The sequence below is a fragment of the Colwellia sp. PAMC 21821 genome, assembly GCF_002077175.1.
In the GTDB taxonomy this organism is placed as follows: Bacteria; Pseudomonadota; Gammaproteobacteria; order Enterobacterales; family Alteromonadaceae; genus Cognaticolwellia.
The window spans coordinates 2194883-2210622 of sequence record NZ_CP014943.1; the positions used below are offsets into that span (position 1 = coordinate 2194883).

At 38.8% G+C, this 15740-nt stretch carries 17 protein-coding genes; 11 read left to right on the forward strand and 6 right to left on the reverse strand.

Translation table 11 applies throughout. From position 1 onward, the window contains the following. Positions 1-12 precede the first annotated feature (12 nt). Positions 13-405: a nuclear transport factor 2 family protein gene (locus A3Q33_RS09330; RefSeq protein WP_081179714.1), complete on the reverse strand. Its 393-nt coding sequence runs from the start codon at positions 403-405 to the stop codon at positions 13-15. A gap of 171 nt (positions 406-576) precedes the next feature. Here A3Q33_RS09330 and A3Q33_RS09335 point away from each other — a divergent pair, with 171 nt between their 5' ends. After that, positions 577-1233 (forward strand): TetR/AcrR family transcriptional regulator, encoded by a 657-nt coding sequence (locus tag A3Q33_RS09335; protein ID WP_081150356.1) that lies wholly within the window; start codon positions 577-579, stop codon positions 1231-1233. 47 nt (positions 1234-1280) lie between these two features. Here the strand turns inward: A3Q33_RS09335 and A3Q33_RS09340 are convergent, their stop codons facing one another. Further along, positions 1281-2036, reverse strand: coding sequence for a 3-deoxy-D-manno-octulosonic acid kinase (locus A3Q33_RS09340; RefSeq protein ID WP_231295819.1), 756 nt, complete (start codon positions 2034-2036; stop codon positions 1281-1283). 48 nt (positions 2037-2084) lie between these two features. Here A3Q33_RS09340 and A3Q33_RS09345 point away from each other — a divergent pair, with 48 nt between their 5' ends. From A3Q33_RS09345 to A3Q33_RS09355, 3 genes are all read left to right on the forward strand, one after another. Continuing rightward, positions 2085-3173, forward strand: coding sequence for a glycosyltransferase family 9 protein (locus A3Q33_RS09345; protein WP_155866741.1), 1089 nt, complete (start codon positions 2085-2087; stop codon positions 3171-3173). Positions 3174-3192: 19 nt separating this feature from the next. Continuing rightward, complete coding sequence (locus A3Q33_RS09350) at positions 3193-3636, forward strand: NUDIX hydrolase (RefSeq protein ID WP_155866742.1); 444 nt, start codon at positions 3193-3195, stop codon at positions 3634-3636. A 90-nt stretch (positions 3637-3726) separates the two neighbouring features. Then, entirely contained in the window at positions 3727-4341 is a 615-nt protein-coding gene (locus A3Q33_RS09355) for a PepSY domain-containing protein (protein WP_081179716.1), read from the forward strand. 10 nt (positions 4342-4351) lie between these two features. Here A3Q33_RS09355 and waaA read toward each other — a convergent pair whose 3' ends face one another. Beyond that, the gene (gene waaA, locus A3Q33_RS09360; RefSeq protein WP_081179717.1) at positions 4352-5644 is read right to left on the reverse strand and encodes a lipid IV(A) 3-deoxy-D-manno-octulosonic acid transferase; all 1293 of its coding nucleotides are present in this window, start codon (positions 5642-5644) and stop codon (positions 4352-4354) included. 176 nt (positions 5645-5820) lie between these two features. Between waaA and A3Q33_RS09365 the strand changes: the two genes are divergently transcribed. After that, a complete protein-coding gene (locus tag A3Q33_RS09365; protein ID WP_081179718.1) occupies positions 5821-6642 on the forward strand; it encodes an alpha/beta hydrolase in 822 nt (273 codons plus the stop codon). Here A3Q33_RS09365 and A3Q33_RS09370 read toward each other — a convergent pair. Continuing rightward, on the reverse strand, positions 6639-7067 hold the full coding sequence (locus A3Q33_RS09370) for an Lrp/AsnC family transcriptional regulator (protein ID WP_081179719.1): 429 nt from the start codon (positions 7065-7067) through the stop codon (positions 6639-6641). The two genes, A3Q33_RS09365 and A3Q33_RS09370, sit on opposite strands and share 4 nt — an antisense overlap. A gap of 176 nt (positions 7068-7243) precedes the next feature. Between A3Q33_RS09370 and A3Q33_RS09375 the strand changes: the two genes are divergently transcribed. The 4 genes from A3Q33_RS09375 to glpG are packed head-to-tail and all read left to right on the forward strand — an operon-like array spanning position 7244 to position 10681. Then, positions 7244-8458: a glycine C-acetyltransferase gene (locus tag A3Q33_RS09375; protein ID WP_081179720.1), complete on the forward strand. Its 1215-nt coding sequence runs from the start codon at positions 7244-7246 to the stop codon at positions 8456-8458. 2 nt (positions 8459-8460) lie between these two features. Continuing rightward, entirely contained in the window at positions 8461-9489 is a 1029-nt protein-coding gene (gene tdh, locus A3Q33_RS09380; protein WP_081179721.1) for an L-threonine 3-dehydrogenase, read from the forward strand. Next, positions 9489-9821, forward strand: coding sequence for a thiosulfate sulfurtransferase GlpE (gene glpE / locus A3Q33_RS09385; protein WP_081179722.1), 333 nt, complete (start codon positions 9489-9491; stop codon positions 9819-9821). The genes tdh and glpE overlap by 1 nt, the downstream gene beginning before the upstream one ends. Then, a complete protein-coding gene (glpG, locus tag A3Q33_RS09390) occupies positions 9821-10681 on the forward strand; it encodes a rhomboid family intramembrane serine protease GlpG (RefSeq protein ID WP_081179723.1) in 861 nt (286 codons plus the stop codon). The genes glpE and glpG overlap by 1 nt, the downstream gene beginning before the upstream one ends. A 75-nt stretch (positions 10682-10756) precedes the next feature. Here glpG and A3Q33_RS09395 read toward each other — a convergent pair whose 3' ends face one another. After that, on the reverse strand, positions 10757-11137 hold the full coding sequence (locus A3Q33_RS09395) for a flagellar basal body-associated protein FliL (RefSeq protein WP_081179724.1): 381 nt from the start codon (positions 11135-11137) through the stop codon (positions 10757-10759). A 382-nt stretch (positions 11138-11519) separates the two neighbouring features. On the opposite strand from A3Q33_RS09395, the gene A3Q33_RS09400 reads away from it, so the two are divergent. Beyond that, positions 11520-12086, forward strand: coding sequence for a chorismate--pyruvate lyase family protein (locus tag A3Q33_RS09400; RefSeq protein WP_231295820.1), 567 nt, complete (start codon positions 11520-11522; stop codon positions 12084-12086). A gap of 12 nt (positions 12087-12098) precedes the next feature. Further along, positions 12099-12959 carry a 4-hydroxybenzoate octaprenyltransferase gene (ubiA, locus tag A3Q33_RS09405; protein ID WP_155866743.1) on the forward strand — a complete coding sequence of 287 codons (861 nt, stop codon included), beginning with the start codon at positions 12099-12101 and terminating at the stop codon, positions 12957-12959. Positions 12960-13395: 436 nt separating this feature from the next. Here the strand turns inward: ubiA and fusA are convergent, their stop codons facing one another. Then, entirely contained in the window at positions 13396-15501 is a 2106-nt protein-coding gene (gene fusA / locus A3Q33_RS09410) for an elongation factor G (RefSeq protein ID WP_081179726.1), read from the reverse strand. Positions 15502-15740: the final 239 nt, after the last annotated feature.

Here is a 15740-nt window from a genome sequence, read left to right on the forward strand (position 1 = left end):
TAATCAAATAATTTAGCTTACACTCTGCTGTTTTAGTTTCTTTAACATGGCCGTCATTTGGTCATTAACCATATTTAATCCTTGGTAAGGGCGGATCATTACTTTGAATTCAGTTATTTCCCCGTGCTCATTCCAGGTGATCATATCAATACCGTTAATGTCGATGCCATTCATATGTAATGAAAATTCTAATACGGCTGAGTTATCACCCAAAAATTCTCGATGGTATTTAAAGGTACCATTTAAAAAAGTATGAAAGGCTGCCGTTAGGTACATGCTGACCATTTTCTTCCCTTTTATAGGAGTATGGATCACCGGTGAAAATAGGGTAGCGTCATCAGCAAGCAGAGTTGACACTTGATCAACGGCTTTATTTTTTATCAATTCATGCCAATTATTAAGCATTTTAGCGTCCTTTTTGATTGGTTTTTATGCATGCAAAGTTAAGATGCAATTAAATCTAACAGGTGTCAATATCAAACTTACTTAAAGTATTTACTCGAAATGCTTTAATGTTGGCTGATTTTGATAGTATGATAGAAAAATATCTGTCCACAAATACAAGAAGTAGTATTCATGAAAACTAGGGATAAAATAATTCAAGCCAGTATTGTATTATTTAATGAACAGGGTGAGCGAAATGTTACCACCAATCACATTGCCGCTGATCTTGGTATTAGTCCCGGTAATCTTTACTACCACTTTCGTAATAAAGAAGACATTATACTTTCAATCTATGAAGAGTATGCGCGTAATCTTTTAATCGAAACCATGCCGGAAGTAAGCCCTGACGTAAAACCTCTTGATGCCATTATTTTATATATGGATGTGGTCTTTCAGGCGATGATGAAGTTTCGTTTCTTCTACAGTAACTTACCTGTATTACTCGCGAAAAATCCTTTATTGCATGACAAGTATGTTGAAGTACAAAGCTTTATTGCCCAACGCGTCAGTGAGTTATTACTTTCGCTGCGTGAAGCTAAAATGATGGAGTTTTCCGACGAAGACTTACCCGATATTGTCAGTATTCTGCGTTTAGTAAATACCTTTTGGTTAAGTTTCTATCAAACACAAAATAATGATAACGAAATTAACGACGCGGTATTCTATCAGGGCGTGTTGAAAATATTAGTCATTATTCATCCATACATAAGCGAAGGGGCTAAGAGTGAGTTTTTAGAGGCTCGTGCCATGTACCGCCAACGCTGCCAAGATAGTTTAAATGTGGCATAAGTTGCTGATCAATAACGAGTAGCAATAGTAACAGCAATGCATTAACTTTAAGACTGGTAACCGTTTAACAACGCTTGCCAGTTTTTTTCGCGCCATTGAAAATCAGTTATTTTATGACTTTCTTTACGAAATGATCTCAGTAATCTAGCCATGTTTTTTTCTGGCCATTTAATTTGATTATTTCGCTGTTCGCCTTGGTCAAAGTCAATTAACCAAACTTTATCTTTATCATCAATTAAAATGTTATGTGCATTTAAGTCATGATGATAAATACCTTGTTGATGAAAAGTTTTAATGACCTGGCCAATTTTCTGCCAAAGCTGTTCATCAATTTCCTGCTTACTGAGTATACCCACCAGATCAGTAGCGTTTTGAATGCGTGATGACAGTAAATCGGCACGATAAAATAAGCCATGTTTACTAACACGAAATGCGATCGGTTTAGGCGCAGGTAAGTCTAATGCTCGCATCGTTTTAAGTAGATCAAACTCGCGTGCAGATCGGGTCTTTTCTATGCCAGTATAGATATAGTGGTCGTTTACAACTTTGCCAATTAAACCGCCACGATAGTAATGACGCAAGACCCAATTTTGTAAAATGCCAGCGGCGTTTTCAGTGGCAATAAACCAAGTTGTACCGCGGCCTTGAGCACTACCTACGATGGCATTTTTGGCTTGCCAATAATCGCCGTTAAGCATTTCAGGGGCAAAAACGCTAACGTCATCGCTGTCATATCGACAATAAACATTGCCTTGTTGAAAAGTTTTTTCATTACAGGGTTTTACAATTGCGGGCTTGTTCAAGATAATAGGCCTATATTATAGTTCTGCTCCTATTGTGGTGAATCCTTTATGCTGGGTCAAATATCTGCTCCGAAAAATTTATGTTTATTGCGATTATCAGCCATCGGAGACGTATGTCATGCCGTTGCGATGGTGCAAAATATTCAGCAACAGTGGCCAGACACCAAAATTACGTGGGTGATAGGTAAAATTGAAGCGAGTTTATTGCAGGGATTATATGGCGTTGAATTTGTTATTTTTGATAAACGCGCAGGATTAAAAGGTTACCGTGACTTAAGGCAAAACCTTAAAGGCCGTAAGTTTGATGTTTTACTGCACATGCAAGTGGCGTTAAGGGCGAGTATTGCCAGTTTATGTATTTCAGCGAAAGTAAAAATTGGTTTTGATACCCAGCGCGCGAAAGAAGGGCAATGGTTATTTAGCAATAAAAAAATAGCAAAGCAAAAACAGCCGCATGTGCTCGATGGCTTTATGGGTTTTGCAAAAGCACTCGGTTTAGACGCTGCTCCGCCGATGTGGAAAATGCCTTTAGCGGATAGCGACCAGTTATGGGCCAGTGAAAAACTCAGTGCCGCTAATGAAACGGGTAAACCGATTGCGGTTATTTGTCCAGCCGCAAGTAAAGCTGAGCGTAATTGGCATGCTGAAGGTTATTCACAAGCAGCTGAATATTTAATTACACGTGGTTTTAAAGTCGTAATATGTGGTGGCCCAACGACCATGGAAAAACTACTTGCTGAGGCGATTATTAGTCGAAGCAAGCTGAGCCAAGGCGAAAACGAAATACAAAACTTGGTGGGTAAAACGAGCTTAAAACAGTTATTGGCGGTATTAAAATTAGCGCATTTAGTGGTTGCACCTGATACAGGTCCTGCTCATATGGCGGTTACCGTTGAAACACCTGTTGTGGGTTTGTATGCTCACAGCAATCCAAAGCGAACAGGCCCCTATTTATATCCCCAATATGTTGTAAGTGCATATGCTTCAGCGATACAGCGACAATATAAGCAAAGTATTGAGCAATTACCTTGGGGCACTCGTGCTAAAGGTAAAGATCTAATGATGCAAATCAGCATTGCTGAGGTAAAGAAAACGATTGATCGGCTTATACACGATAACTATCCCGAATTACTGTAGATCACAGCAAGAAATGAGTGTGAAAAAGTATGTTACCGGCTTTTTATTTTCACAAGACGCTAGCCATGTGGTGCTAATTGAAAAAATTAATCCGCTATGGCAGCGTGGATTATTTAATGGTATTGGCGGTAAAATTGAAGCTAATGAGCGTTCAGTCGATGCCATGGTTAGAGAGTTTATTGAAGAGACAGGCGTGATAACAGATACCGTAGATTGGACCTGCTATGCGAAAGTATATCGACCCAACTCATATGATGTAGACATGTATTTTGCATTTTCCGATCTCGCTTTTAATGCTAGAACGGCTGAGCAAGAACAAGTACATATTATTAAGCTGAGTGAGTTGCCAGAAAATATTATTCCGAACTTACATTGGCTAATACCTTTAGCTTTAGACAAACAAGCTGATTTCACCACGCCGGTGTTATTAAAAGAAATGAATGAAGAGCGCATTAAAGCGTGATTGTCTTTTTACGAACGTTTTACAATCATGCTGAATTTATCAAGACTTATGTTTAATAAAAACAGCATCAAAAAATAAAAATAAAATCAAATGAAGAAAACAGCGATAAAAAGTAGAAAACTGCACAAACTCATTGGCCTTACTTTAGTGCTACCTATGGTGGGGTGGACACTGACCGGTTTAGTTTTTTTTATTAAACCCGGATATCAAGGTGCCTATGAACAATTATCAGTAAAAAAATATCCTCTGGGTCAATCGCTGACAATAACACCTCAGGAAAACTGGCAAGAAATTAAGCTAGTTCAAACAGTGTTAGGTCAGCACCTTTTAGTGAAAGCTAATAATAAAAGTGAGCATTTAGATCCGGTGTCAATGCTTGTTAAGCCCGAACCAACCACATTAGAGTTTACAACACTGCTAAACGATGCCTTTGCTAGTAATAAAGTGCGCTATGGCGAAATAGTAAGTACCAATGGCTTGTCAGCACACACAAGTACAGGCGTCGATGTAGCACTTAATTGGAAAAGCCTTCGATTAAGCCAAACAGGGCAAGATACTCAGTTAATTAATTTACTTTATCAAATACACTATTTGCAATGGACTCCCTTCAAAGCGCTAAACCAAGTGTTAGGGATAGTCGGATTAGTGTTACTGATTTCATTAACGTTTTTAGGTGTTAGGATCTATATTAAGCCGCGCTCTTAACCCTCAGCATTTATGACTTAAGTAAGGCTAGCAGTGTCGTGATAGATTTTGTGGTCGCTCCTTGATTCGCTTGCACAACTTTATAGCTATTACTGCCTAATATTTGTGCGCTGGTTTCATCCGTAAATAAACGCAGTACTTCGGAAGCTAAGGCTTTTGACATATCTTCATTTTCAACAAGTTGTACTATGCCCTGTGCAGATATTAGTTGTAGCAAAATCTCTTTAAAGTTACTCATATTTGGGCCGACGATAACGGGTTTTTGAAATAATGCTGGCTCTAAAGGGTTATGGCCACCAATATCGCTAAAACTTCCCCCCATAGTGACCACATCAGCTAAAGAGCAGGCTGAAAGTAGTTCACCTAAAGTATCGATGATCCATACCTGGGTATTAAGTGAAACTCGCTGATTCTGGCTGCGTTTTAGTACATGATTACCAGCGTCTTGTGCGAGTTTAGTGACTTGTTCAAAGCGTTCAGGGTGTCGAGGCACAATAATCAACAAGGCTTCACTGTCTTGTTGTTTTACATGTGAAAATGCTTTTAATGCTAGTGCTTCATCGCCGGGGTGTGTACTAGCGATTAGCCAAACTTTTCTTTTTTCGGTCATTAAGCTATTTAATTCACGCTGTTTAGCGACAACATCATTATTTAACGAAACATCGAATTTTAAGTTACCTGATAACTTACACATTTCAGGGGTTGCCCCCATCGCTACATAATTATCTTGGTTAACTTGGCTTTGGGTTAATATTCTGTCAAAGCTTTGTATTGCAGGGGTGATCAACCAAGCGAGCTTTTTATAACTACGCATTGATTTATCGGATAACCGGCCATTAACTAACAGCAGTTTAATCTGCTTATTTTTACACTGTGCGATTAAATTTGGCCATAATTCCGTTTCCATAAAAATCATAGCTTTGGGCTTTAAGCGTTTTAAAAACAACGTAGTGGAAATAATATTGTCTAGTGGCAGATAACAATGCTGTACTTTATCGGCAAATAATTTTTGTACTTGTGCTGAGCCGGTTGGCGTAAAAGTCGTTACTGTGATTGGCAGATCAGGATTACAGATGAGCAGTTGCGAAATAAAAGGTTTTAAAGCAATAATTTCACCAACACTGGCCGCATGCACTACAATACCTTTGGGTTCGAGATTTTTTTCAAGTATACCCAAACGCTCAAGTAGCCGTTGTCTATAGGCTGGATGATTAATTGAACGTAGTAGTAACACGACTAAAAGTAGCGGTGTTAACAGTAAAAAGAATAATCGGTATAAAACTAAAGCGAGAGTAAAACGCACTTAATGAGCTCAAATATCAATACAGTATGCTTAATAGTATACCTAAAATCTTGCTTAAAAAAATCAAGCAAGCTATAAAATAACTAGGCTAAGTGTTTTGTTTCGATAATTATTTTACTTAGCGAGTGACGTCACTAATAGTAAGTTCAGATGTGCAAAGGTCTTTAGGTTAATTTATGAAATTTTTTCGACAAAATGGATATAAAAGCATTAAACATTCAGTATTGAAATTTATTTTCTTTCTATTATCGTTTAGCGTTACTCAGCAAGTAGTCGCTCAGTCAACCCTGGTCAAAGCAGAGGAAAATTTAGCGCAAACGATAGCCATAACAGCGCCTGATAAGTTTACATTATCTGCTCAGCTTATAACGGGTTCAGCGATGGCGGGTGGTGTATTGGTGTTGCATGATTGCCAAAACTCGGTCAAAGATTTTCAGTCTTTGTACTCGGCCATAGCAGAACAAGGTTTTTTCGTTTTAGCACTCGATTTACGCGGTTTTGGTGCCAGTGAAAGTGAGGTTTATTCGCATAAAAATATACGACAGCAAGCTGATGATATTGTCAGTTATCAAGGTCAATTAGCCGCGTTGATGCTGCATTGGCAAAAGGATGTTTATAAGGCTTACCAGTATTTACAAACCAAGATGAATAATCATCAACCGATTAGTATTGTGACCAGTGGTTGCAGTAGTAACCAAGCGATTTATTTAGCGGAAAAAGCGCCGGTAAAAAGTTTGGTGATGTTAGCGCCAGAACTTAGTTATGCAGATAAAGAGCAATTTAAACATTTAGCTGATATGCCAATTTATCTGCTCAGTGCTAAACATTTAACCGAAGCCATGCTTAATGCCCAAGAGCTATTCGAGTGGAGTGGTGATAGGCATTCTGTTTTACAAATATTTAAAGGTAACGGCTCAAGTTATAATTTATTAAAACATCAGTCTTATCTGAATGAAAATATTGCCACTTGGTTGCAAAGTACCTTAAAAGCTAATTAGCGTTTGAAAATAGTATCGAGAATAATCGATGAGTTTGTTCTCGCTACGCCTTCAAGTGAACACACCATGTTGAGCACCTCACTTAATTTTTCTAAGGTGCTGGCTTGTATGGTTACCAATAAGTCGTATTCACCACTGATCGAATAAATATGACTAATTTGATGGACTTTTCTTAAGGCTAAACAGATTGTTTTTCGCAAGTTTGGATTTACTTTTAATGACACATTTGAAGAAATTAACCCGCTAGTATATTCACTTCCTAACACCACGCTGTATGCTTCAATAACATTATTGTTCTCAAGCTTATTGAGTCGATTTTGTATGGCCGTTCTTGAAACGCCTGTCGCTCTAGCCATGTCAGAAACACTAGCACGGGCATTTAGTCGCAATATGGATAATAGCTCTTCATCTTTTTCAGTTAACAATGGGTGTACCTAGCGGCAGAAAGCAAAAAATAGCCTTACATATTACACTTTGACATGTCCATATGTCAATTTGACTATAAAAAATGACGATTTATCACGTAATGTCACTTTGCTTACGAAGTCGTCTAGGCTGATAATACGACTATTGAAAGACAATAACTTTTTAAGGAATTACCGTGACCGATTCTGCTAACACAAATAATTTTTATGCTCATTTAACTTCACAAATAAACCAAGTAAAAGAAGACGGTTTATATAAAGCTGAACGTGTAATCACTACAGCGCAACAACCACAAATGGCGGTTAATACTGGCGAAAATGTAGTAAATTTTTGTGCTAACAACTATTTAGGTTTAGCGAATCATCCGTCATTAATCGCGGCCGCTAAACAAGGGTTAGATGAACACGGTTTTGGTATGGCCTCGGTACGTTTTATTTGTGGTACTCAAGACATCCATAAAACCTTAGAACAAAAGCTAAGTACCTTTTTAGGCATGGAAGATACTATTTTGTATTCGTCTTGTTTTGACGCTAATGCCGGTTTGTTTGAAACATTATTAGGCCCAGAAGACGCTATTATTAGTGACTCACTTAACCATGCCTCAATTATCGATGGTGTGCGCTTATGTAAAGCCAAGCGCTTTCGTTATGCAAATAATGACGCCGCAGAACTTGAAGCACGCTTGATTGAAGCGGATGAAGCCGGTGCGCGATTTAAGTTAATTGCCACTGATGGTGTGTTTTCTATGGACGGGGTTATTGCTAACTTGAAAGCAGTTTGCGACTTAGCCGACAAATACAATGCCATGGTCATGGTTGATGACTCTCATGCCGTTGGTTTTGTTGGTGAACAAGGCCGTGGTAGCCATGAATATTGTGACGTAATGGGTCGTGTTGATATTATCACGGGTACATTAGGTAAAGCGATGGGTGGTGCCTCAGGGGGTTACACAGCCGCGAAAAAAGAAGTGGTTGAATGGTTACGTCAACGTTCTCGTCCTTACTTGTTCTCTAATTCATTAGCCCCAGCGATTGTTAATGCTTCAATTACCGTAATTGACTTACTAGCTGAAGGTGGCGAATTACGTAAAACACTAAAAGACAACGCGGCGTATTTTAGAACGCAAATGGAAGCAGCAGGTTTTACCTGTGCTGGCGCAGATCATGCGATTATTCCTGTTATGTTAGGTGATGCCAAAGTAGCCAGTGCTATGGCGGATCGTTTATTAGCCGAGGGTATTTATGTTATTGGCTTCTCATTCCCTGTTGTCCCTAAAGGTCAAGCACGTATTCGTACCCAAATTTCTGCCGCACATACCAAAGCTGAATTGGATAAAGCCATTGAAGCCTTTATTCGCATTGGCAAAGAAATGAAAGTGATTGAGGGCTAAACATGAAATCATTAGCAAAATTAAAAGCTGAACCAGGCATTTGGATGACAGATTCGCCTAAGCCAGAAATTGGCCATAACGATCTGTTAATTAAAATTAAGAAAACCGCTATTTGTGGTACCGACATTCACATTTACAACTGGGACGAATGGTCACAAAAAACCATTCCTGTGCCTATGGTTGTTGGTCATGAATACGCTGGTGAAGTGGTGGGTATTGGCCAAGAAGTGAAAGGCTTTGCGCTAGGCGATCGCGTGTCAGGTGAAGGCCATATTACCTGTGGTCATTGTCGTAACTGTCGAGGTGGTCGTACTCATTTATGTCGCAATACCGTGGGTGTTGGTGTCAATCGTGCGGGCTCTTTTGCTGAATACCTAGTGATCCCTGCTTTTAACGCGTTTAAATTACCGGATGAAATTTCAGATGATTTAGCGGCTATTTTTGACCCGTTTGGTAATGCTGTTCATACGGCTTTGTCGTTTGATTTAGTCGGTGAAGATGTGTTGATCACCGGTGCTGGCCCAATCGGCATTATGGCAGCGGCAGTGGCAAAACATGTCGGTGCTCGTCATGTTGTTGTTACCGACGTTAATGAATACCGTTTAGACTTAGCGCGTAAAATGGGCGCAACACGTGCGGTTGACGTAACGAAAGAAAAACTGGCCGATGTGATGGCTGATTTAGGTATGACCGAAGGTTTCGACGTTGGCATGGAAATGTCAGGCGTACCAATGGCATTTACTGATATGTTAGCCAATATGAACAATGGTGGTAAAATTGCCATGTTAGGTATTCCTGGTGAAGATATGGCGATTGACTGGAGCAAAATTATTTTTAAAGGTTTAACCATTAAAGGTATTTACGGTCGCGAAATGTTCGAAACTTGGTATAAAATGGCCAGTTTGATTCAATCTGGCCTAGATTTAACACCAATTATCACTCATCACTTTAATATTGATGATTTTCAGCAAGGTTTTGATATCATGCGTTCAGGACAATCGGGTAAAGTAATTTTAAACTGGGAAAAATAATGGCTAATAGCGAAGAAAATTTTAAACATATGCAAATCAGTGAACTGCATAAAGTGTTAACTGATGAAACACATGTGGTGGTTGATATTCGCGATCCAGCCTCGTTTCAATCGGGGCATATTCCTAACGCTATACATTTAAGTAATGACAGCTTGCCTGATTTTTTGCGTAGCGCTGATTTTGACGCTCCTGTTGTGGTGTGTTGTTATCACGGCATTTCAAGTCAACAAGCGGCGCAGTTTCTGATTAGCCAAGACTTTACCGAAGTGTATTCTTTGGATGGTGGTTTTACTGATTGGCAATTACAACATCCGGATGTTGTTGAACGCTGATGTTGGAACAAGAACTGCGACCATTGGTGAAAGTAACGCAACATAATATTGCGTTACTTTTTTGCAATTATCTGCAAACAATTCAGGTTCAAGCGCAGGTTAAAAGTGAAGATGCTGGTTTTGTTATTTATTGCCAGCTCGATAAGCATGACTTTGCTCAACAAGAATTTGAGCAATTCATCGCTGAGCCTTATCAGGCGAAATATCAGCAAGCGGCATGGCAAAACGGCGATGTAACTGCGGTTAATTCGACTTCGCCCGCATTATTAAGTAGTTTTAAAAGCCAGTTTTTTTCTCACGCGGGTATCGTAACCTTAGTGGTATTCACTTTATGTTGGCTGGTTTTTATTGCGAGTAGCTTAGGTTGGGGCAATGCCGTATTTCATCATTTACAATTCTATCCGCAGCTAAGTGTCGATGCAGTTTTACAAGCACCTCATCGATTAATAGGCCCCGCTTTTTTTCACTTCTCGTGGCTACATATTGTTTTTAATACCATGTGGTGGTGGCAATTGGGTGGTTCGATAGAACAAGTCATGGGGAAATTCAGTTTAATCAACTTATTGGTTATATCTGCGTTAGTTTCTAATGTCGGGCAATTTTTTGTTGATGGTCCTAACTTTGGTGGCTTGTCGGGTGTGGTATATGCACTTGTTGGTTATGTTTGGTGGGTAGGCTGGTTGTTGCCTGAAAAAGGCCTGTCACTGTCGAAGCCTATTATCGGCTTTATGCTGTTTTGGTTATTATTGGGTTATACCAGTTTAATGCCGATTAATGTTGCGAACACGGCACATTTATTAGGTTTAGTCAGTGGTTGTATACTTGCTTATATTCAAGTTTTAAAAGCAAAGAATACATAAAGTAAACGTAGTAAATTTGTTTTAGTTTTACAGCAATTGAAGTTAATATTTCAGTTGCTGTTGGCTAAGCAGAGTTTAGTTATCTAACCATTGAGTAAATAAAAGCTTTTTAATTAAAGGCTTGCCAGTTTCTTTTTCTAGTAATTCTTTTACTTTATCTTCACATAAACGCTGAATTTCATGACGACCATTTATTGATTTTACTTTTGACTCAGGTTGCTGACCAATAATATTAATAATGGCATCTCGCAGCAGCGGAGCATGGTGTTCAACAATCTCGTAATTTGACGCGTCTTCGATCATCAGTTCAACTGTTAAGCGAACATAGCCCATTTTTTTCTTAACGGCGACGTAGTTAGTAACGATAGAGGGTTCAAAGCCAAAGTAAGCGTAATCTGCCGCTTTAGCAAAAGTCGAACTTAGCAGTACTAGTATTAATATAATTGATGTTTTCATACACTAAAACTCAAATTAGAAAATAAGTTAACTATTTATGATCAGAATTTAAATAGATTGATTGCTATTAAATGATAACGCGAATTTTGATCATGCGCTGATTTATTTAGCTATTTTTTATCAGGTTCATACGCTTAGCATAATAATTCCTTGTATCAACAGCTGATTTGAAAGCAAGGAGTAAGCTGTATTTTTGCCATGCTAAACGCTATCATACGTCGCTTTTCGTTAAATAGTTACGATGTTGGTTTATACAGATATTTCATGTTTCGTAATTAGCACCGACAATCTAAAAAGAGCTACGCGTAGATTATTAATAATTTACATGTTTTTGAATGTAGTACATTCATTTACCCGAGTTGAGGTTAAATAGTTTTCAGGTATGACAACAGAACATTCACTATTCCCTGTGCAAATGAACGCAAATTGGCAGGCGCCAGAAAGCGTTAAGCTTACGAATCGCTTACGCGATTGGTTGCTCGATCCTAGTTCATTAACCGCTCGTCTCAAGTCTCATAGTCAGCATTTTCGTGTGGAAGTCCTCGGGCAAAAAATTGAAGCTTGTAGCGCAGCTGAAGCTAATACTGACATTATCACCGGTGAACAGGTATTAGTGAGAGAAGTGCTGCTGTACTGTGACGAAATTGCACAGGTATTTGCGCGAAGCTTATTACCGTTAAGTTCATTAACGGGTGCTCAACAGCAGTTAGCACATTTGGGTACGCAGTCTTTAGGGCAAGTATTGTTTAATCATCCCGACTTGCAGCGTAAAAAAATTGAAATAGCTGCATTTGAACAAGACTCTAGTGTTGCTAACCTGGCTAGTTATTTAGCGCTTCAAACCAGTGAAGAAACATTATGGGGTCGTCGTTCGGTTTTTGTACTTGATAAAAAGCCGTTAATGGTGGCAGAAGTATTTTTACCAGGCGCCGTTGCATATCAAAAATAAAAGGGTATTACATTGAGTGAGTTTACGCAAAAGCTAACGGCGATAAAGCAAATTACCCGTATGGATAAACCTATAGGTACATATTTATTGCTTTGGCCCACTTACTGGGCATTGTGGATTGCCTCCGATGGTTGGCCGTCGTTGCATATGTTAGTGATATTTAGCTTAGGTGTGTTTTTTATGCGCAGTGCTGGCTGTGTTATTAATGATTATGCTGACCGCAAAGTTGATGGTGAGGTTAAGCGTACTCAAAATCGTCCGTTAGTTACAGGTGCGCTGTCGGGGAGTGAGGCTTTACAACTATTTGCTACCTTCCTTCTGCTTTCCTTTGCTTTAGTACTGACCTTAAGTGATTACACCATAATGCTTTCTGTTGTTGCTGTTTTCTTAGCAGCCAGTTATCCGTTTATGAAGCGAATTACGCATTTTCCCCAAGTGGTATTGGGAGCCGCGTTCAGTTGGGGGATGATCATGGCTTTTGCACAAGAGCAAGGGCAGATACCTAATGTGGCATGGCTATTGTTCTTTGCTAACGTTATATGGACTGTCGCATACGACACTATGTATGCCATGGTCGATCGAGATGATGATTTAAGAATTGGTATTAAGTCAACCGCGGTTATTTTTGGTGAAAATGATAAACGCATTATTTTATTTTTGCAGTTAATGACCTTAGCATTATTATTTACCGTTGGTGATATTCTAGCCTTTGGCTGGCCGTATCAGCTGTCACTTGTTATTGCTGCGGGTTTTTTCTGTTATCAACAAATATTAATTTCCGAACGTGATCGTGACCGTTGTTTTCAGGCATTTTTAAATAATCATTATGTCGGTTTAGTGGTATTTATTGGCGTGACGGTGGAATACTTATAATAAAGGTCAACTCGTTTATCTTTATTAAGTTGATGTAAAAAAGCGTATATCGACGGTTAGCTCGCTCACTTCATCTTTAATTGTAGATTAACAGTCTGATCTGATATCTGATGAAAAGTCACCCGTTTACTATTGATATTTAAGACGAGTTTTTACAATACCCGAAAAAGGTGTCGGCTGCGTGGCATTTATTTTTAATCGTTATATAGCTATTATTACAACCCATCTTAGACCATTTTTTTAATTGTATGTGCTTTAACGAAATGATCTAACTTATAGGTTTGTATTCCCTAGGTGAAGCTTCCATAAGTAGCACGGGATTATCATTTTGGCTATGCCATGCATTGCAACGGCAGACAAAAGACGTTTGGCGATTTTTAGGCAACAAAAAAGGATGCCGAAGCATCCTTTTATAAAAATACTAAAAGTAAGGGAATTACTTTTTAGCTTTAGCTTTAGCTGCTTGCATTTCTTTTACTTCAGCAATAACTGTTTCTGCTACGTTGTTTGGACATGGAGAGTAGTGAGAGAATTCCATAGAGAATTGACCACGACCTGATGTCATTGTACGTAATGTTCCGATGTAACCGAACATTTCTGAAAGTGGTACATCAGCTTTAATACGAACACCTGAAACACCCGCCTCTTGACCAGCGATCATGCCACGACGACGGTTTAAATCACCAATAACATCACCAACGTGATCATCAGGCGTAAACACATCAACTTTCATGATAGGTTCGATTAACTGAGCACCAGCTTTTGGAATTGACTGACGGAAAGCACCACGAGCAGCGAGTTCAAATGCAACAGCAGATGAATCGACAGCATGGAAACCACCATCGTATAATTCAACTTCAACGTCAAGTACAGGGAAACCAGCAAGAACACCAGTATCCATCATGCCTTTGAAGCCTTTTTCAATAGCTGGGAAGAATTCTTTTGGTACATTACCACCAACAACTTTTGATGAGAATGTAAAACCAGAGTTTGGCTCACCTGGACGGATGATATAATCAATTTTACCAAATTGACCAGAACCACCAGATTGTTTCTTATGCGTGTAGCTATCATCAATTTCTTGAGTAATAGTTTCACGATAAGCAACTTGTGGTTTACCAACAGCTAATTCAACACCGTAAGTACGCTTAAGAATATCTACTTTGATATCTAAGTGAAGCTCACCCATACCAGATAAGATTGTTTCACCTGAATCTATGTCAGTTTCAACTTGGAATGTTGGATCTTCAGCAACCATTTTACCGATAGCAATACCCATTTTTTCCGTTGAACCTTTATCTTTTGGTGTTACAGAGATAGAGATTACCGGCTTAGGGAATACCATAGCTTCTAGGATGATTGGGTGTTTAGGATCACATAGAGTATGACCTGTTTGAACGTTACTCTTCATACCAACAATCGCGATGATATCACCGGCTTGTGCTGAAGTAAGTTCGTTACGGTCATCGGCTTGCATTTCACACATACGGCCAACACGTTCAGTTTTACCTGTTGCAGCATTAAGAATCGTATCGCCTTTCTTCAATGTACCCGAGTAGATACGTACGAAAGTTAAGGTACCAAAACGGTCATCAGTGATTTTAAATGCTAACGCTTTAAATGTTTCATCAGCAGAAACTATAGCGTACTCACCATTTGCATTACCTTCTTCATCAGTAAGAGGTTGTGGATCAACATCTGTAGGAGACGGTAAGTAATCAACAACGGCATCAAGTAATAATTGCATGCCTTTGTTTTTGAATGCAGAACCACAGTATGTTGGGAAGAACATGATGTCACGAGTACCTTTACGGATACAGGCTTTAATTTGTTCTTCAGTAGGTGTTAATTCACCTTCTAAGTAATCCATTAATAAATCTTCATCTGCTTCTAGTGCAGTTTCGATCATTTGCTCACGATACATAGCTGCATCATCAACCATATGAGCTGGAATATCTTCAACTGTGTAGTTTTCTGGAAGACCTGTTTCATCCCAGATGTAAGCTTTTTGAGTTAAAACGTCTACAACACCTACAAAATCATCTTCTTCACCAATTGGTAAAGTCATAATAAGTGGGTGAGCACCTAGTACTTTTTTAACTTGATCTGTTACACGGTAAAAGTTAGCACCTAAACGGTCTAATTTGTTAACGAAGATTAAACGAGATACTTTAGAGTCATTCGCATAGCGCCAGTTTGTTTCTGATTGTGGTTCAACACCACCAGAACCACAGAATACACCAATACCACCATCAAGTACTTTAAGTGAACGGTAAACTTCAACGGTGAAATCAACGTGACCAGGAGTATCGATAACGTTGAAACGGTGATCTTTCCAAAAACAGCTTACCGCAGCAGACTGTATGGTAATACCGCGCTCAGCTTCTTGTTCCATGAAGTCAGTTGTTGACTCACCGTCATGAACTTCACCTGTTTTATGGATCTGACCGGTTAATTTAAGGATACGTTCAGTTGTCGTTGTTTTACCAGCATCAACGTGAGCGAAGATACCAATATTTCTGTATTTAGCTAAATCTGCCATTACGTTACTCTATTTATGAAAATGAATTGTTGAAAATTTGCGCGCGAGTATAACATTACTTAACTAAAATCGACATAAAAAATTTTTAAGTTTGTAAATTTTAACTAAACAAGGTGTCTAATTAAGGTTCAGATATCTGTTTTGTCATTTATAGTTAAATATGCCTAAAACATGAAATGTTTCTCTGCTTATATATAGGTATTTTTTTATAGGTATTTTCTGCTTATATATAGGCAGTA

What these genes read in the sequence shown, in the direction of transcription:
- A3Q33_RS09330 (WP_081179714.1), bottom strand. Translation starts at nt 405, where the DNA reads ATGCTTAATAATTGGCATGAATTGATAAAAAATAAAGCCGTTGATCAA.
- A3Q33_RS09335 (WP_081150356.1), top strand. Translation starts at nt 577, where the DNA reads ATGAAAACTAGGGATAAAATAATTCAAGCCAGTATTGTATTATTTAAT.
- A3Q33_RS09345 (WP_155866741.1), top strand. Translation starts at nt 2,085, where the DNA reads ATGCTGGGTCAAATATCTGCTCCGAAAAATTTATGTTTATTGCGATTA.
- A3Q33_RS09355 (WP_081179716.1), top strand. Translation starts at nt 3,727, where the DNA reads ATGAAGAAAACAGCGATAAAAAGTAGAAAACTGCACAAACTCATTGGC.
- A3Q33_RS09365 (WP_081179718.1), top strand. Translation starts at nt 5,821, where the DNA reads ATGAAATTTTTTCGACAAAATGGATATAAAAGCATTAAACATTCAGTA.
- tdh (WP_081179721.1), top strand. Translation starts at nt 8,461, where the DNA reads ATGAAATCATTAGCAAAATTAAAAGCTGAACCAGGCATTTGGATGACA.
- glpE (WP_081179722.1), top strand. Translation starts at nt 9,489, where the DNA reads ATGGCTAATAGCGAAGAAAATTTTAAACATATGCAAATCAGTGAACTG.
- glpG (WP_081179723.1), top strand. Translation starts at nt 9,821, where the DNA reads ATGTTGGAACAAGAACTGCGACCATTGGTGAAAGTAACGCAACATAAT.
- A3Q33_RS09395 (WP_081179724.1), bottom strand. Translation starts at nt 11,137, where the DNA reads ATGAAAACATCAATTATATTAATACTAGTACTGCTAAGTTCGACTTTT.
- A3Q33_RS09400 (WP_231295820.1), top strand. Translation starts at nt 11,520, where the DNA reads ATGACAACAGAACATTCACTATTCCCTGTGCAAATGAACGCAAATTGG.
- fusA (WP_081179726.1), bottom strand. Translation starts at nt 15,501, where the DNA reads ATGGCAGATTTAGCTAAATACAGAAATATTGGTATCTTCGCTCACGTT.